The organism is Roseibium sp., from assembly GCF_048260565.1.
Taxonomy (GTDB): Bacteria; Pseudomonadota; Alphaproteobacteria; order Rhizobiales; family Stappiaceae; genus Roseibium.
The window spans coordinates 209,364-229,260 of record NZ_JBLXGP010000004.1 but is presented as its reverse complement, the minus strand read 5'-3'; the positions used below and the strand labels follow the sequence as shown (position 1 = coordinate 229,260).

Below are 19,897 nucleotides of genomic sequence, written 5' to 3'. Positions count from 1 at the left end.
CAGGTGTACGGTGGACTTCCCGAATTTCCCGATGATGGCGGCGGCCCGACTGAAGGCGGCCCATGGCCGCTCTATGTCTGGGTGGTGGCCATCGTGATCCTTCAGGTGCTGCCTTTCTTCGGGGTTGAATGCCTGTTCGGCTGGTGCGTGGTCCAGTCGGACATGTGGATCGTCTATGCCTTCGGTATCGTCCTGCCGTTCTTCCTGGTGCCTGCGCTCATCTCCTTTATCTGGTCGAAGTTCGGCTGACGCCGGACGGACCGAAAACATCCCTCCCGATCGGTAAAGCAATCTCACGCGTATTAACCAACGCGTGTCAAAAGCCCACGTTTGCGTGAGCAAAGGTTAATAAACGTCCTGCGCTGGCATACCTGTTGCGTGGTTTCGGTGTGGAACGCCATCGGCGTCCCGAACTGAAACATGTTGAGGCGTATCCAGTGCAAATTACCCCGGTTCCGGCCTTCGGGCGTTCCAATGTGAAGCGCAAGCGTCCCTCTTCGGGGGAGGCTGAGGGTGAACGACAGGCCGTCACGCAGCCGAACCTGCCGGTTCCGGTGCAACCGGTTCATTCCGCGCAGGATGTGCCGTTTCCGGATCGCTTCCATCCGAACTCGGTCTTTCTGGCCCATCTGATTGCGACCCGCGACGCGGAACGTCATGCGCCTCATGGCTGGAAAACGGCGCCGCGGCTCGGTACGGCCGCATACAGGGCGACCGCCGCCCTGCCGCGCAAGCGCGAAGCCGGCCATGTGGTCTCGACCGACTATTGAACCGGGCTTTGAGGCAGGAGATCTGCCAAATGCGCAAACCGTGATCTGGAACACATCGCCGACTTCGGCGTTGTCTTAAAAAGGTATCAAGTTAGCTGAAACCCGACAGGCCGCCGAACGGCCACCCAGGGAGACGAAAATGCAGGTCAAGCCGGTTTCTTCCATTTCCTACCGCGTCGTCCGCCCCAAACGGGCCTCGATGGGTGAAACTGAGAGCGAACGTCAGACCCATGTTTCGCCGTTCAGCAGCTTGCGCGAGGCGGCCCGGAACGAGTTTGAAGTCGTTACCCGGCGGCCCGCCCGCGCAAATGCGACCACCTCTTTCTACGCCCAGCTGGCCTCTCAGGACGATTTCGAAGCAGGGAATGCCAGTCAGCGGGACCTGAATACCCAGGCTGCTCATGCCTATTCCCGAGCCGCCGTTTCCCCTGCACCGGCCGCGACGACCGTCTTCACGGCCTGAAACTTCGGAAGCGTCCCGTAAAGGACGCTTGCCGTTTTTTCCTGTCTCGAATCGGAAGCGGAACGGTCAATAGCCGGCCGCGTGGCCGTCCTTGCGCGGATCGGAGCCTGCGATCAGCAGCCCGCTTTTCCTGTCGATCATAATCGCCTGGCTGCCGCCGATCGGGCTTGCGGCCGGCCGGACCTCGTGGCCGAGTTTCTCCAGTCCTTCAATCGTCCCGCGGGGAACCAGCTTCTCGGCTTCCAGCGCATGGTCTTCCATGTTGAAGAACATGCGGGGGAAATCGATGGCGGCCTGAACGTCCATGCCGTAATCGATGATGTTGGATAGCACATGGGCATGGCCGCAGGCCTGGTAGTGGCCGCCCATGACGCCGAAGGACAGCCAGGGCTGGCCGCCTTTCAGGGCCATGGCCGGGATGATCGTGTGCATGGGGCGCTTGCCGCCGGCAATGGAGTTGGCATGGCCGGGCCTGGCCTTGAAGACGGCGCCGCGATTGTGAAGCAGCACGCCGCTGTCGGCAGCCAGGATGCCGCTGCCGAATTCGTTGAAGATCGAATTGATGAAGGAAACGGTGAGCCCGTCCTTGTCGACGACAGTCAGGTAAACCGTATCGGTCTGCGGCGCGAGACCGGTTCCCGGCACCTCGCTCATGCGGCTTGTCGGCGACATCATCCGGGCCAGCTGATCCAGATAATCCTCCGCAATCAGCCGGGGATGGCTGACGTCCATATAGCCCGGATCGGTCACGAACTTGTCACGGACCGCATAGCCGATGCGCGCGGCTTCCATTTCCAGATGAAAGCGCTCGGGTCCGAGCGGATCGAGGCTTTCCAGGTCGAAGCGTTCGAGAAGGCCAAGGATGACAAGCGCGATGATGCCCTGCCCGTTCGGGGGCAGCTCGGCGATGGTATGTCCGCGATAATCGCGCATGACCGGCGAAACGGCGGTGGTGTGGCAGGCAGCCAGATCCTCTTCCGTCATCAGGCCGCCGAGGGCGCTGAGAGTCGCAACGATATCTTCAGCTATGGCTCCGGTGTAAAATGCTTCCGCACCGCCTTCGGCTATCGCGTTCAAGGTGTCGGCGAGTTTCGGATACTTCAAAATCGTTCCGGCCTTCGGTGCGGCGCCACCGACGAGATAGGCGGCTTTCGTCGCCGGATTGGCGGCCAGTTTGTCGACGTTTTTCTCCCAGTCGCGAGCCACGCGAGGAGCAACCGGAAAGCCGCTTCGGGCATAGGAGATGGCCCGTTTGAACAGGGTGTCGAAACCGCGGGTGCCATGAGCCTTCAGGAGCGTTTCCCAGGCACGGACCGCGCCGGGTACGGTCACCGCATGGGCGGACGTGGGGGTGATTTCCGAAACGCCGAGATTGGCAAGCGCCTCCGGAGAGATGGCCTTCGGTGCCGCACCGGAGCCGTTGAACCCGGTCATGCGTCCATCCGGTTCGGTCACGATGGCAAAGCAGTCGCCGCCGATCCCCGTCATATGCGGTTCGACAACACATTGAACGGCGACCGCGGCGATGGCCGCGTCGACCGCGTTGCCTCCATCCTGCAAAACTTCCAGTGCCGCGCTCGTGGCAAGCGGATGGGAGGTCGCTGCGGCTGCCTCGCGGGCATAGACCGGGGAGCGGCCCGGGGCCTCAAAATCACGTCTCAAGGGGCGTCTCCAGAATTTTTCCTCCAGGGAGGAAATCCTTACCTGTTTTGGTTTCTGGCGAAAGGCGGGTCACTCTGATAGCAAACTTCGCCAGAGGCAGCACATTACGGAGAACCGGCTCGATGGGCAAACTGACGCTTTCTATCGCTGAGAAAATCATTTCATCCGCATTCGAAAAAGCAGCGGATCTCAAGCTGAAACCGCTGACCGTGGTCGTTCTGGATGCGGGCGGGCACATGATTGCCATGGCCCGCCAGGATGGCTCCTCGATCATGCGGCCGCAGATCGCTGGCGGTAAAGCCTATGGTGCGCTTGCGGTCGGTACCGGAACGCGCTGGCTGAACGCGAATACGGAAACCCGCCCCCATTTCGTCCAGGCGTTGAATGGCGCCTCCGGTGGCCAGATCGTTCCGGTTCCCGGCGGCGTCCTGGTGAAAGACGCGGACGGCGAGGTTCTCGGCGCTGTGGGCGTGACGGGAGACACATCCGACAATGACGAAGCCGCGGCCGTTGCCGGTATCGAGGCTGTCAGCCTGATTGCCGATTGCGGCTGACACCGGACGAAACGGGTCGGGCCGGTCGCCAAGCGAATAACGCGCGGTCTATTTCTTGTCGGACAGCGCGTTGATCTTGGCCTGCATTTCCGTGAGCTGACGCTTCATGTCGTCCAGGTCGGAGGAACCGGATTGCGTCGGTTTGGAAGGCGCTGTGGGCGCAGGCGCTTCACCGGCCGAAAACGGCATGAACATCTTCATGGCGCGTTCGAACATCTCCGTGTTGCGTTTGACCTGATCCTCGATGGCCTCGAATGCGGTCGCGCCAAAAGCTTCGCTCATCTGGGATCGGAGTTTTTCCTGCTCCTGGGTGAGCGAGGTCATGGAATATTCCAGAAAGCTCGGCACGAGGCCCTGCATGCTGTCGCCATAGAAGCGGATCAACTGGCGCAGGAACGTAACCGGCAGCAGGTTCTGGCCCTTGCCTTCCTGCTCGAATATAATCTGCGTCAGGACCGAACGGGTGATGTCGTCGCCCGTTTTCGCATCATAGACGATGAAGTCCTCTTCCCCCTTCACCATCACCGCGAGATCCTCGAGGGTTACGTAGGTGCTGGTGCCCGTGTTGTAGAGCCGCCGGTTGGCGTATTTTTTAATGATCGTTGGCTCGTTGGTCTTTGCCATTCTCGTCTTCCGTTGCAAGGAGCCTCGCGGCAAGTTCCCGTTTGACGACAAGATCTTCTTTGTCTCCCATCGTCTCTCCCGAATTCCAGACTAAGCCAATCGGAGCGCATCTTGCCAGCGTTTTTGTGCAGAGCGACGAAAGGAGGATACTGCACGTGCGAAAACTTGATCCTTGTAAGGGCCATTCCGGTTGACTCCCGATTAACCAGAGTCTCTAGTCGCGAGCGAAACAACCGGTCCGCGTGCGCACCCGTTTCAGTGCCCGTTCGGTCCGGTAGAATATGGTCGAAAGCCTGGAGAGAAACATGAGCGCTTCAACCGATGTCGTAATTGTCAGTGCAACGCGCACGCCCGTTGGATCCTTCAACGGCGCCTTTGCAAATACCCCTGCTCACGAGCTCGGTGCCGTCGTGATGAAAGCCGCCATGGAAAAGGCGGGTGTCAGCGGCGATGACGTGGACGAAGTTGTTTTCGGTCAGGTGCTGACCGCCGGTCAGGGGCAGAACCCGGCCCGGCAGGCGGCAATCGCGGCCGGCATTTCGGAAGGCGCGACCGCCTGGGGTCTGAACCAGGTCTGTGGCTCGGGCCTGCGCACCGTCGCCATCGCCGCCCAGCAGATCATGTGCGGCGACGCCAGCGTCATGATCGCCGGCGGCCAGGAAAACATGTCGCTCTCCCCGCACTGCGCTCCGATGCGTGCCGGCTACAAGATGGGCGATTACAAGATGATCGACACCATGATCAAGGACGGCCTGTGGGATGCCTTCAACGGCTATCACATGGGTCAGACGGCCGAAAACGTCGCCCAGAAATGGCAGATTTCCCGCGACCAGCAGGACGAATTCGCCGTCAGCTCCCAGAACAAGGCGGAAGCCGCGCAGACCGCCGGCAAGTTCAAGGACGAAATCACGACCGTGACGATCAAGGGCCGTAAGGGCGACACGATCGTGGAAGACGATGAGTACATCCGTCACGGCGCGACGCTTGAAAGCGTCCAGAAACTGCGCCCGGCCTTTACCAAGGACGGCAGCGTGACGGCAGCCAATGCCTCGGGCATCAACGACGGCGCGGCGGCTCTCGTGGTGATGAGCGCGGCGGAAGCCGAAAAGCGCGGCCTGACCCCGCTCGCCCGTATCGCTTCCTGGGCGACGGCCGGTGTCGATCCCTCGATCATGGGCTCCGGTCCGATCCCGGCGTCCCGCAAGGCCCTGGAAAAGGCCGGCTGGTCCGTTTCCGACCTGGATCTGGTCGAGGCCAACGAAGCCTTTGCCGCCCAGGCCTGTGCGGTGAACAAGGACATGGGCTGGAACCCGGACATCGTCAACGTCAATGGCGGTGCGATTGCCATCGGGCACCCGATCGGTGCATCCGGTGCCCGAATTCTGGTCACCCTGCTGCACGAAATGGGCCGCCGGGACGCCAAGAAGGGCCTTGCCACCTTGTGCATCGGCGGTGGCATGGGTGTTGCTATGTGCCTGGAGCGCTAATCCGTTCGGATTAGCCAGAATTGCTATCTGTCATGGCAGGGCGTTCAATGCTTTGTCATGGCAGACGTGCATATAGGCATCGGAAACGGTCCCGGCATTCGGACCGGTCTTGAAAAATGAAAGTCGGAGGAGCGGAATCATGAGTAAGGTTGCACTTGTCACCGGAGGAACGCGCGGCATAGGCGAGGCCATCTCCAAAGGGCTCAAGGATGCAGGCTACACGGTTGCCGCCACCTATCACGGCAACACGGAAAAGGCGGAAGCTTTCAAGGCCGCAACCGGTATTCATGTCTACAAGTGGGACGTTGCTCATCCGGACGAATGTGTCGCCGGCATTGCCAAGGTGGAAGAGGAACTCGGTCCGGTCGAGGTTCTGGTCAACAATGCCGGGATTACCCGCGACGGCATGTTCCACAAGATGTCGTTCGAGCACTGGCGCGAGGTTCTGTCCACCAACCTGGACAGCATGTTCACCATGACGCGGCCCGTGATCGAGGGCATGCGCAGCCGTGGCGCCGGCCGGATCATCAATATTTCCTCCATCAACGGCCAGAAGGGCCAGATGGGCCAGGCCAACTATTCGGCAGCGAAGGCCGGTGTGATCGGCTTCACCAAGGCGCTGGCGCAGGAAAATGCTTTCAAGGGCATCACGGTCAATGCGATTTGCCCGGGCTACATCAATACGGACATGGTTGCGGCCATGCCGGAAAAGGTTCTGGAATCCATCGTTTCCGGCATCCCGGTCGGCCGTCTCGGCCACCCGGAGGAGATCGCCGCGACCGTCGTCTACCTCGCTTCCGATGCAGCCGCGTTCATGACCGGTGCGGTGATGACCATCAACGGCGGCCAGTACATCGCCAACGGGTAAGACTTTTTTCCGGGAGATTTGAGAGAAAGGCGTTCTTTGGAGCGCCTTTTTTCGTTTCGGGAACCGAATTGCCGCAGCGGTCTTGACCGGTGCCGGTAGAAGCCCCTATCTCGGGGCTCTACGATCCCGTGCGGATCGGCCTTTCAAGGAGCAGGCATAGCCGATGGAATTTGAACACGCCCCGAACGACCCGACGCGCAAGGAACTCTCTCCGCTCCTGAAATTTGCGCTTGAACTCGGCCCGCTGGGCGTCTTCTTCCTGTTCAATGCCAGAGGCGAGCAGATCGCCAATGCCTTTCCGATGCTTCAGGCGCTGGGCAAGCCGATCTTTGTCGCCACCGCCGCCTTTATGGTCGCAATTTCGATTTCGCTGATCGCCTCGTTCTGGCTGACAAGGCGGCTGCCGATCATGCCGCTGGTATCGGGTGCGGTCGTTCTCGTCTTCGGAGCGCTGACATTGTGGCTGCACGACGATCTTTTCATCAAGTTGAAGCCGACCATCGTCAACTGCCTGTTCGGGACCGTTCTTTTGGGGGGATTGCTGTTCGGCAAATCCCTGCTCGGTTATGTCTTCGACAGCGCATTCCGGCTGACCGATGAAGGCTGGCGCAAGCTGACCTTCCGCTGGGGCCTGTTCTTTTTCGTACTCGCGGCGCTCAACGAAATCGTCTGGCGCAATTTTTCGACCGATTTCTGGGTGAATTTCAAGGTGTTCGGGATCATGCCGATCACCATCCTGTTCACGATGACACAGTTGCCGCTGATCCAGAGACACGCGATCAGTGAAGAAACCGGGGACGATTGACCCTTCAGGCCGTCAGTGATGGCTCTCTCCGTGGGCGAAGCTGACGTCCCGGCGGGCACCGGAGATGGTGATGGAAAAGCCCGCGATCACATCGATCAGGGTGATCGTCATCAGGATGAAGAACACGGACGTCGCCGCTTCGCGTACCACCAGGAATTCCACCAGGTAAATAACGAACACCACCATCGAGAAAATATGGTCGGTCAGCGCGACGACACCGGTGCGGGTTGCCTTCAGCATTTCGATGAACAGCAGAAAGAGCGCGGCGGTGATCATGACATCGCCTGCGACCATGGCGAAATTCGCGCCGGAAACCATGGAAAATTCGAACACGACGGAGCTCCAGAGGTCTCCTGGCGGCGCGGTGCCATTGGAGAAGGCAAAGACGTTGTAGGCGATCAGCGGCAGGATCGTGAGCGGCAGGGATAGCAGAAACTTCATAAAATCCTCCGGAAAACGGCAAAGACGGGCCGGTTGGGGCCAGCCTATTGGAGCCAGCCTATCCAAAAATCAGATAGCGGCACATATCCAATCGAACCGCGGAAGTACAAGAGGCATTAAAAGCCTGAGAGCGGATATGAAAAAGGCCGACCCCGTAAGGGCCGGCCTAAATCTGTTTGCCGTGCGGCAATCCCGAGCTCAGACGTCGTCTTTCGGGCTCAGGATCTGACGGCCCCGGTACATGCCGGACTTCAGGTCAACGTGATGCGGGCGACGCAGTTCGCCCGAATCCTTGTCCTCAACGTAAGCCGGCTGCTTCAGGGCGTCCGCGGAACGGCGAAAACCGCGCTTCATGCGCGAGGTTTTTCTCTTCGGAACGGCCATTTTGTTCTTCTCCGTGGTCCATCGTCGCGCGGCCCGGACCGGGAAAGCCCGGGGCGTGGCATCACGCAGTGTGTTGGAATGGGCGGCGTTATACAGGGAACCTCGGCGTTTTGCCACCCCAAAGCGCAAATTTTCTTGCAGGCTCATAAATGCCCCCCGAAGCATCCGGTCAGGGCTTGAGGACGCAATTAAAAATGGGGCCGGCGGATTTGATCCTGGCAAGGTTGGTGGCGGCGAGTTTCCGGTGTCCGGACGACGGTTTCGCGGGATTCCGGCCGAGCGGATTGGGCAGGGCCGTGGCGAGTCGTGCCGCCTCGACACGGGTGAGGTCCTTCGCGGATTTTCCGAACCAGGCCTGGGCGGCGGCTTCCGCCCCGAAGATCCCCTCCCCCCATTCGGCAATGTTCAGGTAGATTTCCATGATGCGCCGCTTGGTGAGAATGCCGTCGATCATAAGGGCCAGGGGAAGTTCCAGGCCTTTGCGGATGTAACTGCGCCCATTCCACAAATACAGGTTCTTGGCGGTCTGCATGGTCAGGGTGCTGGCCCCGCGCGGAGCTTCTCCCTCGTTGACGAGCGTGTCGATCTGCTTTTCCAGGGCGGACCAGTCGATGCCGCCGTGGTCGCAGAAGCTGCTGTCCTCGGAGGTGATGACCGAGCGCACCAGATGCGGGGAAATGTCTTCAATCGGGCGCCACTGCCGGTCGACCCAGAGCAGTTGCGCATAGCGGGCAAGCATCAAGGTGCTGACCGGGGGCACGACCGCGTAGAGGACGGTCAGGACAAGCGGCAGTATGATCACCGCCGCAAGGCTTCTCAGGATCCAGCGCCTTATACGCCTCAGTGTGACCGGCTGTGCCTTGTTGGCGGGCTTCGAAGCGTTCTTCGTCCCGTCAGGCTGTTTTCCGGATTTTCGAGGCTTTTTCACGCAGGTCCTTTTCATTATCGACGATAAAGTCGCGCACGATCGGGACCGCGTCGCGTTCCAGCGACAGCATTAGCTGAAACACCATGTTGTTGCCATGCAGGAAACTGACTTCGCATGCGCAAAGGTAAAATTCCCACATGCGGCAGAAGCGTTCATCGTAGAGTTCGGCCGCCTTGTCCCAATTGGCCTCGAACCGCTCCCGCCAGGCCTTGAGGGTATAGTAATAGTGCAGACGCAGAATTTCCGTGTCGCAGACCCAAAGCCCTAGCCGTTCGATTGACTGCATGACTTCCGACAGGGCCGGACAATAGCCGCCGGGGAAGATGTACTTCAGGATGAACGGTCCGGTCGTGCCGGGAGGCGCCATGCGACCGATCGAATGGATGACGGCATATCCGTCCGGTTTCAGGCAGTCGCGGACCTTGCTGAAGTAGCCGTCGTAATTGCCGACGCCGACATGTTCCATCATCCCGACCGAGACGATCCGGTCGAACTTGCCGGTAAACTCCCTGTAGTCCTGTTTGACGAAGCGGACCTTTCTGTCCAGTCCGGCAGCTGCGACCCGTTGTTCGGCGATCGCGACTTGCTCTCCCGAGACGTTCAGGGAGGTCACATCGGCACCCGCCTGCCCGATGCGCATGGCCAGGGACCCCCAGCCGCCGCCGATCTCCAGCACCCGCATGTCCGGCTCGATGTCGAGCTTGGCAATCAGGTGGTCGAGTTTTGCCGCCTGTGCCTCTTCAAGGCTGTCTTCGGGCGACTGGTAATAGGCGCAGCTGTAGTTCAGCCCCTCGTCGAGGAACAGCCGGTAAAGCTCCGTGGAGAGGTCATAATGATGCTGCACATGACGCTTTGTCTTCGAGACGAGTGATTTTTCGTGGAACCTGTGCAGCTTGTTCCCGATGCGCGCGATCTGTTCCTGAAGAGGATAGAGGCCTTCAGGCGCAGGGTTGATGAAAAACAGATCGATGAAATCGAGACAGGTTGTGCCCTCTTCCAGCGTCAGCGTGCCGTCCATGTAGGCTTCCGCTGCCGCGAGTTCGGGGTGAAGTACCAGCTTCCAGTGGAGTTTGGGATCGTGAAAACGAATGAATACTTCCGGCCCGTCATAGCCAGAGCCGAAATCATGCTGTTTTCCATTCGCATCGACGACCCGGAGACGGCCTCGCTTGACGCAGGACTTCAGTAAGCTTGCTAGCATACGCATGATCACTGTTTCCCTATGGAGAAGCGACTAGCTTAATACTGCCATATTTATCAATGCAACCACGCTTATTAACAAATTCTGTCGGGACGGCTTGACGGGACCTGATTTTCAGGACAGGGAACCGGTGAAGATCTCACCCCTTTTGCGGCCGCCCTGCCCTCGAAGCGCCGCGGTCAGCAGCACCATGATTGGAACGGACCTTTGACGGACGAGTTTCAGGCACACCTGGCGAAAGCGGCCGATCGGGTCGAAACGGTCCTGGAAGACATTCTGTCCGCGGAGGTTCGTGAGGGCGAGACCGAGCGCCCGGAACGTCTCCTTGCCGCCATGCGATATGCGGCGCTGGGCGGCGGCAAGCGGCTGCGCCCGATCCTGGTGATGGAAACCGCGGCTCTTTTCGGCCGGGCCGATCACGGCGTAGCCCTGACGGCTGCGGCGCTCGAAATGATCCATTGCTATTCGCTCGTTCATGACGATCTTCCGGCCATGGACGATGACGATCTCCGCCGGGGTCTGCCGACGGTTCACAAGGCGTTCGACGAGGCAACAGCCATTCTTGCCGGTGATGCGCTGTTGACCCTTGCCTTTGACGTGATCACCGATGACGAGGTTCATCCGGATCCTGCTGTCCGGCTTCGCCTCAACCGGGATCTGGCACGGGCGGCGGGGATCGGCGGCATGGCGGGCGGCCAGATGTTCGATCTGGAATCGGAAGGCCGTGACCGGACCGAAACCGAGATCCGGACGCTGCAGGCCATGAAGACCGGTGCGCTGCTGCGTTATGCCTGCCGGGCCGGCGCGATCCTGTCGAATGCTTCTGAAGACGATATCGACCGCATGACGCGCTTCGGGGACATCATCGGCCTTGCCTTCCAGCTTGCCGACGATCTGCTCGATGTCGAAGCGAGCCCGGAGGTGACCGGTAAGGCAACGGGCAAGGATGCGGCTGCCGGCAAGGCGACGCTGGTGGGGCTGTTCGGGGTGGAAAAGACGCGCAAAGAGCTCAACGCCCTTCTCGGCCAGGCGGAAGAACTGCTTGCGCCCTTTGGTGAGAAAGCGCGGATGCTATCGGAAATCGCCGACTATGTGGCACGGCGGGATCGTTAATAAAATCCTACCTTCTGCACCGCGCTTTTAAATTTTATTTACCTTTTTAAAGCACGGTTCTCCTGTTTTTTTAGCTTTACTCCCATCCGGACCGCGGATGCATTTTGTCCAGGAGGCCAAAACGATGGTTGCGTCGTTTGCCAGTGGATTTGGCAACATCAATCAGCAGGCCAGCTTTACCGGAAGATCCAGAGGTGCCGGGCAGAACCGGTCTGAGACGCTGATCGAAAGCTTGCGGGCGGCAGCGGAAACCCTTCTCTCGGCAAGCCGGGACGAAGCGTCCAAAGGCAAGGCCGACGACTTTCTGAAGGATCTCGAAGAAAGCGTTCAGGTCGCCAGTTCCCTGAAGGATGCCGCGGAAAGTCAGAAGGACAGCGAGCGCGGACAGAAAATTTCCCGCTTGAAGGAGCGGATCGAGCAGCTCAAGGAGCGGTTGAAATACGCCACGCCTGAGCAGGCGCGGGCTCTGGCCCAGGAGCTGAAGCGGCTTGGCAAGGAGTTCAAACTTGCGGCTGCCTCTCTTTCGGATGGCGGTTCGGCGACGCAGGCCGTCGGTGCCGCATCTTTGGCCCAATTGTCGGCGGCCGTTCCGGCTGGAGGAGAAACCGCATTAAACGCTGCGGGTCCGGCTGCAACCGGAGCGCTGACGGCTACGGAAGGGACGCCGGATATAGCGACCGCCCGGCCGGAACCTGTGGCCCCTGCAACGGTTGAACCCGATCCGTCCGGATCGGAGCCTCAGACGACAGCTGCCGGTGTGCAGGACGACGGGCAAGCCGGAGCATCTTCCGAAGCGCAATCGGGCGACCGGGAATCCTCTTCTGACAATCAGGCCCTTGATGCGGCGATCCATGCCTATACCAGCGCGATCGCCTCGACCCAGGGCCAGGGTGGATACGATGGGAACTCGGTAAAGAAAAAGCAGGCTGAGGAGCTGCGCAAGATCGAACAGGACCTCAAGGCGATTGCCGCGCGGATCAAGGCTCTGGCCAAACGGGACGACGAAGACGCCAAGAAGGAACTGAAGGCGGCTGAAAAGGAACTGCGCAAGGGAAGCGAAGAGCTCGACAAGTTCCAGCGGCAGCAACAATCCGCAAACGGTGCAGCTCAGGTTCCGCAAAACCCGACGTCGGCGAGCGATACGACGACCGCTCAAGCGCCTTCGGCGGCGGACGCAGGCAGTTCGGCTGCAAACGTTTCAATCGGTGCCGGTATTCCCGCCAACCTCGCGACAGTCCAGATCAGCATCCCGGCGAATGTGATCGTCTAAGGTTTGTGGCGAAAGCGTCCGGCTTATTTCGATCCGTGCGAACGGCCGAAGTCCGGTGCAGCGGTGTCCTGGCCGGCCTCGATGATCGATTTGCGGATGCCGCGGGTCCGGGTGAAGAGATCGAACAGAGATTCTCCGTCGCCCCAACGGATGGCCCTCTGGAGCGCCGACAGATCTTCGGAGAACCGTGACAGCATCTCCAGAATGGCGTCCTTGTTGTTGAGGCACACATCCCGCCACATGGTCGGGTCGGAGGCGGCGAGCCGGGTGAAATCGCGGAAACCTGAGGCGGAATACTTGATCACTTCCGACTTGGTGACCGTCTCCAGGTCGTCCGCGGTACCGACGATGTTGTAGGCGATCAACTGCGGCAGATGGGAGACGATGGCCAGCACCAGGTCATGATGCTGAACGTCCATGACGTCCACATTGGAGCCGCAGGCCTCCCAGAATTTCGTCAACCGTGCCAATGCGTCCGGATCCGTTCCTTCCGGCGGCGTCAGGATGCACCAGCGGTTTTCGAACAGGGTCGGAAAACCGGCGTCCGGTCCGGAATGCTCGGTGCCGGCAATGGGATGGCCCGGTATGAAGTGAACACCTTCGGGCACATGGGGGCCGACGTCGCGGACCACGGAGGCTTTCGTTGAACCGACATCGGTGAGGATCGCGCCCTTCTTCAGGGACGGGGCGATCCACTTGGCCACCGCGCCATAAGCGCCGACAGGGACACAGAGGACGACCAGATCGGCGCCTTCGACCGCATCGACTGCGTCCAGCGAATAGCTGTCGCCCAGGTTCAGTTCCTCGGCGCGCGCAAGGGTTTCCGGCGAGCGCGTGGAAATCGCGATTTCGCGGGCAAGACCGCGGGTGCGGACGGCCTGGGCAATCGAGGAGCCGATCAGGCCGATCCCGATCAGGGCAATGCGGTCAAAAAGCGGTTCGGACATAAAACAGACAGCACAGTTCGGATTATTGCTTCAGGAATTCGGCGAGGTAGTCGACGACCGCCTTGTTGGCTTCTTCGCTGCCGATCGACATGCGCAGCGCATTCGGCAGGCCATAGTTGCCCACCAGACGCAACACGCAGCCGCGCGACGACAGAAAGGCGTCCGCATCGGTCGCCTTCTTGCCCTCCACTTCCGGGAAGTGGATGAGAATGAAGTTGCCGACACTGGGGGTCACGGTCAGGCCGAGCTTTTCCAGCTCTTCCGTCACCCAGGGCAGCCACTGCTCGTTGTGATCGACCGCCTTTTCGACAAAGGCCCGATCCTTGACGGCCTCAATGCCGGCGGCGATGGCAAGGCCGGAGACGTTGAACGGTCCCCGAATGCGGTTCAGCGCATCGATGACATGTGCCGGACCGAAGCCCCAGCCGAGACGCAGGTTCGCCAGGCCGTAGATCTTGGAGAATGTCCGCGTCATGATCACGTTTTCGGTCGTGGCCGCCAGTTCCATGCCGCTTTCATAGTCGTTGCGGCGGACGTATTCGCTGTAGGCAGCGTCCAGGACAAGAACCACGTTCGACGGCAGGCCTTCGTGCAATCGGCGGACTTCCGAGAACGGCAGATAGGTGCCGGTCGGATTGTTCGGGTTGGCGATGAAGACAATTTTGGTCTTGTCAGTGACCTTCGCCAGGATCGCATCGACGTCCGTCTTGAGGTCCTGTTCGGGCGCCACGACCGGGGTTGCTCCGGCCGCGCGGATGGCGATCTCGTAAACCAGGAAGCCATGCTGGGAATAGATCGCTTCGTCGCCCGGGCCCAGATAGGCATAGGCGATCAGGCTCAGGATTTCGTCCGATCCGGCACCGCAGATGATCCGGTCGGGATTCAGGCCGTAGACGTCGCCGATGGCTTCCCGCAGGGCCGTGGCGGCGCCGTCGGGATAGAATTCCAGGGTTCCGGCCAGGCGGGCGATGGCGTCCTGGGCTTTTTTGCTGGCACCAAGCGGGGTTTCGTTCGAGGACAGCTTGTAGAGTTTTCCGCCGCCTGTCGCCTTGGATTTGCCCGGGACATAGGGCGCGATGTCGAGCACGCCGGGGCGTGGCATCGGCCGGTTTGAAGACTCGTTTTCCGTTTCCATCGCTGCGTCAGTCATTTTGGTCATCCTTCGGAGACGGCGGGTTCTTCGGAAGCGAAGTCCTCATCCGTGTCTCCCTCCACATCGATCGGCGAGGCGTAGCCGCCGACCTGTCTCAATACATCCGGTTCCGCGCCGGCTTCGGCGCAGGCTGCCAGGATTGCGGCTTCATCCAGATCGGAGGAAACCGCCAGAAGCGCATCCACACCGCTCGCCGAACGGTGGAAACTGATGACCTCGATGCCGTGGTCCATCAGGCGGCCCGGCAGGACGCCATTCCAGCGGGCGTCGAATACGAGCGTATCGGGAACGGAGCCGTCCGGGATCGCCCTCGAGATGACCAGTGCCGGCAGGTCCGCGGGGCGTTCCTCGATCATCAAGAACGGCAGGCGGGCAATGATCTGCGCGCCGGTGTCGCTCAGGCCGCGCCACCAGGGCAATTCGGAACGCTCCTCGAGCGCAACAACGCCGAGATCGCCCTTAGAGGCGGCAACGGAGCCGACCACATCGGCGGAATCGCCGCAAGGCTCCAGATCGACGGTGAAACCGAAATAGAAGCGTGCCAGATCGAGCATTTCGGCCAGATCGGCGCTGCCGTCCAGATGAACCGTATAAGCTCCCTGCAGCAAAGTGCAGGTGGAGATGATGTCGCGCCAGATGTGCTCGATCATCGCCAAAGGCAGGGAGCCTTCATGTCGCTCGACCAGTTGGCGCATCATGTCGGCTTCCCGGTCGGGCCGGAACATGACGCCATCGGCGCCACTTGCCCGTTTTGCCGCCACGATCCCGTCGATGATCCGGGCACGCTCCATCAACGCCTCGTGCAGACTGGCATCGATTTCGTCGATTCGGGCGCGAAGCGTATCCAGCGATGTCACGTGATCTTGCGTTTGGCTCATGACTGGCCTGAAACCTCTTTGAAGTCCGTGTATCACCATGGTTTGCGGCGCATAGTCATAGGCATCTGCCGCTACAAAGGCAAAAGAAAACATTGACACCGACCCTAAGGCGCCCATAGGTCGTTTGTACCAATGGTCTATGGCGAGTTGAATTCGGATTGCAACATCTGACCGACGCTCCGCCCCGCATCTTGTCGAGTGGACCGCTTCTTGCATTGCATGATCCATGCGATGCGCGGTCTGCCTCCGTGAATGCGCGTGACCGCTCCTGACAATCCTTTCGAACACCTAACAAGCGAGTTCGCAACAACTAAGATGGCCGTGGAAATATCCGATAGTGACGCTTCACCCGATCCTCTGTTAGAGGCGAATTCGCCATCCAGCAAATGTGTCCGTTTCGGAGCGGACCAGGCTTTGCCGCTGGATTCGGGAAGCGAAATCGGACCATGGCAGATTGCCTATGAAACCTGCGGCACGCTCAATGCGGACAAGTCCAATGCCATCCTGATCTGTCATGCGCTGACAGGCGATCAATACGTGGCTTCGACCAATCCGATAACCGGCAAGCCCGGTTGGTGGAGCCTCATGGTCGGTCCGGGAAAGCCGATCGATACGGACAAGTATTTCGTGATCTGCTCCAACGTGCTCGGCGGTTGCCTCGGCACCACGGGCCCCGCGAGCACGAATCCGGAAACGGGAAAGCCTTACGGACTGGCCATGCCCGTGGTCACCATCCGCGACATGGTGCGGGCGCAGGCCCGGCTGGTCGATCACCTGGGGATCGACACGCTGTTCGCCGTTGCGGGCGGCTCCATGGGCGGCATGCAGGTGCTGCAATGGGCGGCGAGCTATCCGGAGCGGGTGTTTTCGGCCATTCCGATTGCCGCGGGCGCGCGCCATTCCTCGCAGAACATCGCGTTTCACGAAGTCGGCCGGCAGGCGATCATGGCCGATCCGAACTGGGCCGGCGGGGATTATTTTTCAAAGGGCGTGCGGCCGACCAAAGGCCTGGCCGTTGCGCGTATGGCGGCGCATATCACCTATATGTCCGACGAATCGCTGCACCGGAAATTCGGCCGTAACCTGCAGGATCGGGACAGCCTGACCTTCGGTTTCGATGCCGATTTTCAGATCGAGAGCTACCTGCGGCACCAGGGTATGACCTTCGTCGACCGGTTCGATGCCAATTCCTATCTGTATGTGACCCGGGCGATGGATTATTTCGATCTTGCAAAGGAATTCGGCACGCTTTCGAAAGCGTTCAAGGATACGAAAACCCGGTTCTGCATCATGTCCTTCACGTCGGACTGGTTGTTTCCGACGTCGGAGAGCAAGGCAGTGGTAAAGGCGCTGAACGCGGCAGCGGCGAATGTCTCCTTCGTGGAGGTCGAGAGCGACCGCGGCCACGATGCCTTCCTGCTGAACGTGCCGGAAATGTTTTCGACCATTCGCGGCTTTGTGACCGGGGCTGCCGCCGCGCGCGGCATACCGGCTCCGGGAGGGGGCGACTGATATGTCGATTACATCCCAACTGACAATCGGAAATGACGTTCGCGGCGACTACCGCGTGGTGGCCGAATTTGTTCCGGAAGGTGCCAGGGTGCTCGATATCGGCTGCGGCGACGGTGCCCTGCTCGATATTCTGGTCCGTGAACGCCAGGTGGACGGGCGCGGAATGGAGCTATCCCAGGAAGGCGTGAACAAATGCGTCGAACGGGGACTATCCGTCGTGCAGGGCGATGCGGATGAGGATCTCACCGACTATCCCGACGGCGCTTTCGACGTTGTCATCATGAGCCAGACCCTGCAGGCGACCTACGATCCCAAAGTCGTCCTGCAGGAACTCCTGCGCATCGGCGATCAGGTGCTGGTTTCGATTCCGAATTTCGCCTTTTGGCGCAACCGCATACAGCTCCTGTTCCGGGGGCGGATGCCGGTCACCAAGTATCTTCCGTACGAATGGTACGACACCCCGAACATCCATTTCTGTTCGCTCAGCGACTTTATCGCCTTGTGCGAGGAGCTGGATGCGACGGTCGTCGATGCGGTGATTTTGAACGGTCAGGGCAACAAGATTTCGGTCCAGGCTCCTTGGTGGTTCTGGAACATCGTGGCCGAACAGGCAGTTTTCCTGTTGAAGCGCTAATCGGCCTCTTTCATGAGATCGGGATTTCCCGCCGTGTTCCGGACCGGCTTCATGCCGGCCGGTGCGCCATCGGGAATGAAGACCGGTTTCAGGACGCGCAACGGGTGGCGTTTGCCATCAGCCGGTATCCCCCGGAAAACCTGTTTTTCCGCTTCCATGATCAGCAGGCCGCCAAAGGCCGGCCAGAAGCGCCGTCCGATGCCTTCCCAGGTTCGTGCGGAGCGCAGGACGAAACGGGCGCGCGTCGGCGGCATGAACAGCGCTTCCGCATCGCCCATGACCTCGAATTGAGACCCGCGCAGAAGCGCCTTCAACTGACTGCGCGAATAAGGCCGGCCATAGCCGAAGGGCGAGAGTTCCGACTGGGACCACAGTCCGCGCCGGTTGGGCACGACGGCGATCATCCGCCCGCCGGGGGCCAGCACGCGCCATGTTTCCCGGAGCAGTTCGCCGGGGTTGGAGCAATGATCGAGCGCATGAACCACGAGCGCGCGATCGAAGGCCGCATCGGAAAACGGCAGCCGGTCATCTTCCACGAGCGCTGCCGCGTTGTCCGCCTCCCGCGGCCAGGGAACGCAGCCCTGCTGCGCCGGCATGGCGGCGATGCAGCGTTCCGCGGTTGGCAGGTAGGGCCGCATGAAGGGCCCGGCGTAGCCGATGCCCAGCAAGCTCCGGCCTTTCATGTCCGGCCAGAACGTGCGGATCTGTCCGCCGATCAGCACCCGAAGAAGCCGGCCGATGGGCAGATCGTAAAAGGTTCTCAGATCGGCAACGTCGAGATACATGCGGGCTTCCGTTCAGGTCGCGCGATTGAAACGTGAACCGGATCGTTTCGCAAGGGTTTCGCACTTGTCGGGTCCGGCGCAGTTTGTCACTGTTGGCCCGAGTTTAGACAACCGTTTGACAAAGGTTCGTTTCATGTCCGCATCCAACGTTGAAATCCGCCAGTTTTCCTGCCTGTCCGACAATTACGGCGTCCTGATTCACGATCCCGACAGCGGCACGACCATCGCGATCGATGTTCCGGACGCGGCCCCCTATCTGGCGGTTCTGGAGGAAACCGGCTGGAAGCTGACCGATATTCTCATCACCCACCATCACTGGGACCACGTCCAGGGGCTTTCCGAGCTGAAGCAAAAGACCATGGCGACAGTGACCGGGCCCGAACGATCGCGGGAGGTAATTTCCGGTCTCGACAAGACCGTGGAAGACGATGACGACATTCTCGCCGGACCGTTCGAGATCAAGGCGATCGCAACGCCGGGGCATACGCTCGACCAGATCTCCTGGTACATCCCCTCCCTCAAGGTCGCCCATACCGGCGACACCCTGTTCTCGCTCGGCTGCGGCCGGGTGTTCGAGGGCGATATGGAAATGATGTGGGCTTCGCTGGCACGGCTGATCCGGAAGCTGCCCGCCGACACCACGATCTATTGCGGTCATGAATATACTGCAGCGAATGCGAAGTTCGCGCTGACCATCGATCCGGAAAACGAGGCGCTGAAAAAACGCGCCGCCGAAGTCGACACCCTGCGGTATTCAGGCAAACCGACCGTGCCGACCACCATGAGCCAGGAACTGGCGACGAACCCGTTCCTGCGGGCGAACGATCCTGGCATCCGCAAGAACCTTGGGCTGGAAAGTGCGTCCGATGCGGATGTCTTCGCCGAAATCCGGACACGCAAGGACAACGCGTAATCCGATGCCCGGCCCGACGAAAAGCGATCTGACGGCCGTTCAGGTCGTCGATCTTCTGAAGATGCAGCCGCATCCGGAAGGCGGGTTCTATGTCGAGACCTTCCGGGACGAAGTCACGGACGCAAATGGTCGAGCAGCCTCGACGCTGATCTATTTCCTTCTGCCCGAAGGCGTGACGTCCCGCTGGCACAAGGTCGATGCGGTGGAGACCTGGCACCATTACGCCGGGGCTCCACTGGAACTTTCGATCAGCCCGGATGGCAAGGCGGTGGATGTCCTGACTCTCGGCGCCGATCTGGCCGCCGGCCAGCGCCCGCAAGGGATTGTCCCCCGGGACGGATGGCAGCAGGCGCGGTCCCTGGGCGCCTGGACCCTTGTTGGCTGCACGGTCGCGCCCGGGTTTCAGTTCGAGGGCTTCGAAATGGCGCCGGAAGGCTGGGAGCCGGGGTGGGGATCAGCTTGACCTTGCTCAATGAAAGATGACGGTCACCGCGTAGTTTGTTTG

At 60.5% G+C, this 19,897-nt stretch carries 23 protein-coding genes; 13 read left to right on the top strand and 10 right to left on the bottom strand.

What is annotated here, in order from left to right; genetic code table 11:
- Positions 1–3: 3 nt before the first annotated feature.
- The 3 genes from ACN0SO_RS12000 (at position 4) to ACN0SO_RS11990 (ending at position 1,233) form a co-directional block, all read left to right on the top strand.
- On the top strand, positions 4–249 hold the full coding sequence (locus ACN0SO_RS12000) for a hypothetical protein (protein ID WP_417677911.1): 246 nt from the start codon (positions 4–6) through the stop codon (positions 247–249).
- Positions 250–437: 188 nt separating this feature from the next.
- Positions 438–770: a hypothetical protein gene (locus ACN0SO_RS11995; RefSeq protein WP_417677909.1), complete on the top strand. Its 333-nt coding sequence runs from the start codon at positions 438–440 to the stop codon at positions 768–770.
- A 139-nt stretch (positions 771–909) separates the two neighbouring features.
- The gene (locus ACN0SO_RS11990) at positions 910–1,233 is read left to right on the top strand and encodes a hypothetical protein (RefSeq protein ID WP_417677907.1); all 324 of its coding nucleotides are present in this window, start codon (positions 910–912) and stop codon (positions 1,231–1,233) included.
- Between the two features lie 66 nt (positions 1,234–1,299).
- On the opposite strand, the gene ggt is transcribed toward ACN0SO_RS11990, so the two are convergent.
- A complete protein-coding gene (gene ggt, locus ACN0SO_RS11985; protein ID WP_417677905.1) occupies positions 1,300–2,895 on the bottom strand; it encodes a gamma-glutamyltransferase in 1,596 nt (531 codons plus the stop codon).
- Positions 2,896–3,017: 122 nt separating this feature from the next.
- Between ggt and ACN0SO_RS11980 the strand changes: the two genes are divergently transcribed.
- The gene (locus tag ACN0SO_RS11980) at positions 3,018–3,449 is read left to right on the top strand and encodes a GlcG/HbpS family heme-binding protein (RefSeq protein ID WP_417677903.1); all 432 of its coding nucleotides are present in this window, start codon (positions 3,018–3,020) and stop codon (positions 3,447–3,449) included.
- A 48-nt stretch (positions 3,450–3,497) separates the two neighbouring features.
- Here ACN0SO_RS11980 and phaR read toward each other — a convergent pair whose 3' ends face one another.
- A complete protein-coding gene (phaR, locus tag ACN0SO_RS11975) occupies positions 3,498–4,073 on the bottom strand; it encodes a polyhydroxyalkanoate synthesis repressor PhaR (RefSeq protein WP_417677901.1) in 576 nt (191 codons plus the stop codon).
- Between the two features lie 305 nt (positions 4,074–4,378).
- On the opposite strand from phaR, the gene ACN0SO_RS11970 reads away from it, so the two are divergent.
- The 3 genes from ACN0SO_RS11970 to ACN0SO_RS11960 all read left to right on the top strand — a co-directional run bounded on the left by ACN0SO_RS11970 (position 4,379) and on the right by ACN0SO_RS11960 (position 7,233).
- Complete coding sequence (locus tag ACN0SO_RS11970) at positions 4,379–5,560, top strand: acetyl-CoA C-acetyltransferase (RefSeq protein WP_417677899.1); 1,182 nt, start codon at positions 4,379–4,381, stop codon at positions 5,558–5,560.
- A gap of 139 nt (positions 5,561–5,699) precedes the next feature.
- Positions 5,700–6,428 carry an acetoacetyl-CoA reductase gene (gene phbB, locus ACN0SO_RS11965; RefSeq protein ID WP_417677897.1) on the top strand — a complete coding sequence of 243 codons (729 nt, stop codon included), beginning with the start codon at positions 5,700–5,702 and terminating at the stop codon, positions 6,426–6,428.
- Positions 6,429–6,591: 163 nt separating this feature from the next.
- The gene (locus ACN0SO_RS11960; protein ID WP_417677895.1) at positions 6,592–7,233 is read left to right on the top strand and encodes a septation protein A; all 642 of its coding nucleotides are present in this window, start codon (positions 6,592–6,594) and stop codon (positions 7,231–7,233) included.
- A gap of 12 nt (positions 7,234–7,245) precedes the next feature.
- Here the strand turns inward: ACN0SO_RS11960 and ACN0SO_RS11955 are convergent, their stop codons facing one another.
- The 4 genes from ACN0SO_RS11955 to ACN0SO_RS11940 form a co-directional block, all read right to left on the bottom strand.
- Positions 7,246–7,674 carry a hypothetical protein gene (locus tag ACN0SO_RS11955; RefSeq protein ID WP_417677893.1) on the bottom strand — a complete coding sequence of 143 codons (429 nt, stop codon included), beginning with the start codon at positions 7,672–7,674 and terminating at the stop codon, positions 7,246–7,248.
- A gap of 198 nt (positions 7,675–7,872) precedes the next feature.
- Positions 7,873–8,058, bottom strand: a complete 186-nt coding sequence (gene rpmF / locus ACN0SO_RS11950) for a 50S ribosomal protein L32 (protein WP_190291185.1) — start codon at positions 8,056–8,058, stop codon at positions 7,873–7,875.
- 169 nt (positions 8,059–8,227) lie between these two features.
- Entirely contained in the window at positions 8,228–9,001 is a 774-nt protein-coding gene (mtgA, locus tag ACN0SO_RS11945) for a monofunctional biosynthetic peptidoglycan transglycosylase (RefSeq protein WP_417677891.1), read from the bottom strand.
- Positions 8,952–10,193 carry a class I SAM-dependent methyltransferase gene (locus tag ACN0SO_RS11940; RefSeq protein WP_417677889.1) on the bottom strand — a complete coding sequence of 414 codons (1,242 nt, stop codon included), beginning with the start codon at positions 10,191–10,193 and terminating at the stop codon, positions 8,952–8,954. Before ACN0SO_RS11940 ends, mtgA begins: the two co-directional genes overlap by 50 nt.
- Before the next feature lie 201 nt (positions 10,194–10,394).
- Here ACN0SO_RS11940 and ACN0SO_RS11935 point away from each other — a divergent pair, with 201 nt between their 5' ends.
- Both ACN0SO_RS11935 and ACN0SO_RS11930 read left to right on the top strand, forming a co-directional pair.
- A complete protein-coding gene (locus ACN0SO_RS11935; protein WP_417677887.1) occupies positions 10,395–11,300 on the top strand; it encodes a polyprenyl synthetase family protein in 906 nt (301 codons plus the stop codon).
- A gap of 124 nt (positions 11,301–11,424) precedes the next feature.
- Positions 11,425–12,570: a hypothetical protein gene (locus tag ACN0SO_RS11930; RefSeq protein ID WP_417677885.1), complete on the top strand. Its 1,146-nt coding sequence runs from the start codon at positions 11,425–11,427 to the stop codon at positions 12,568–12,570.
- A gap of 23 nt (positions 12,571–12,593) precedes the next feature.
- On the opposite strand, the gene ACN0SO_RS11925 is transcribed toward ACN0SO_RS11930, so the two are convergent.
- From ACN0SO_RS11925 to ACN0SO_RS11915, 3 genes are read right to left on the bottom strand one after another with little or no spacing between them, the layout of a single operon-like run.
- Entirely contained in the window at positions 12,594–13,517 is a 924-nt protein-coding gene (locus ACN0SO_RS11925) for a prephenate/arogenate dehydrogenase family protein (protein ID WP_417677883.1), read from the bottom strand.
- Between the two features lie 22 nt (positions 13,518–13,539).
- The gene (gene hisC / locus ACN0SO_RS11920) at positions 13,540–14,676 is read right to left on the bottom strand and encodes a histidinol-phosphate transaminase (protein ID WP_417677881.1); all 1,137 of its coding nucleotides are present in this window, start codon (positions 14,674–14,676) and stop codon (positions 13,540–13,542) included.
- Positions 14,673–15,548 (bottom strand): chorismate mutase, encoded by an 876-nt coding sequence (locus tag ACN0SO_RS11915; protein WP_417677879.1) that lies wholly within the window; start codon positions 15,546–15,548, stop codon positions 14,673–14,675. The genes hisC and ACN0SO_RS11915 overlap by 4 nt, the downstream gene beginning before the upstream one ends.
- A gap of 315 nt (positions 15,549–15,863) precedes the next feature.
- Here ACN0SO_RS11915 and metX point away from each other — a divergent pair, with 315 nt between their 5' ends.
- The gene (gene metX / locus ACN0SO_RS11910; RefSeq protein ID WP_417677877.1) at positions 15,864–17,060 is read left to right on the top strand and encodes a homoserine O-acetyltransferase MetX; all 1,197 of its coding nucleotides are present in this window, start codon (positions 15,864–15,866) and stop codon (positions 17,058–17,060) included.
- A gap of 1 nt (position 17,061) precedes the next feature.
- A complete protein-coding gene (metW, locus tag ACN0SO_RS11905) occupies positions 17,062–17,694 on the top strand; it encodes a methionine biosynthesis protein MetW (RefSeq protein ID WP_417677875.1) in 633 nt (210 codons plus the stop codon).
- Here metW and ACN0SO_RS11900 read toward each other — a convergent pair.
- Complete coding sequence (locus tag ACN0SO_RS11900; RefSeq protein WP_417677873.1) at positions 17,691–18,479, bottom strand: class I SAM-dependent methyltransferase; 789 nt, start codon at positions 18,477–18,479, stop codon at positions 17,691–17,693. The two genes, metW and ACN0SO_RS11900, sit on opposite strands and share 4 nt — an antisense overlap.
- Positions 18,480–18,612: 133 nt before the next feature.
- On the opposite strand from ACN0SO_RS11900, the gene gloB reads away from it, so the two are divergent.
- Together gloB and ACN0SO_RS11890 are read left to right on the top strand one after the other, a co-directional pair.
- The gene (gloB, locus tag ACN0SO_RS11895; protein WP_417677871.1) at positions 18,613–19,392 is read left to right on the top strand and encodes a hydroxyacylglutathione hydrolase; all 780 of its coding nucleotides are present in this window, start codon (positions 18,613–18,615) and stop codon (positions 19,390–19,392) included.
- A 4-nt stretch (positions 19,393–19,396) separates the two neighbouring features.
- Positions 19,397–19,855: a cupin domain-containing protein gene (locus ACN0SO_RS11890; RefSeq protein ID WP_417677869.1), complete on the top strand. Its 459-nt coding sequence runs from the start codon at positions 19,397–19,399 to the stop codon at positions 19,853–19,855.
- Positions 19,856–19,897 lie beyond the last annotated feature (42 nt).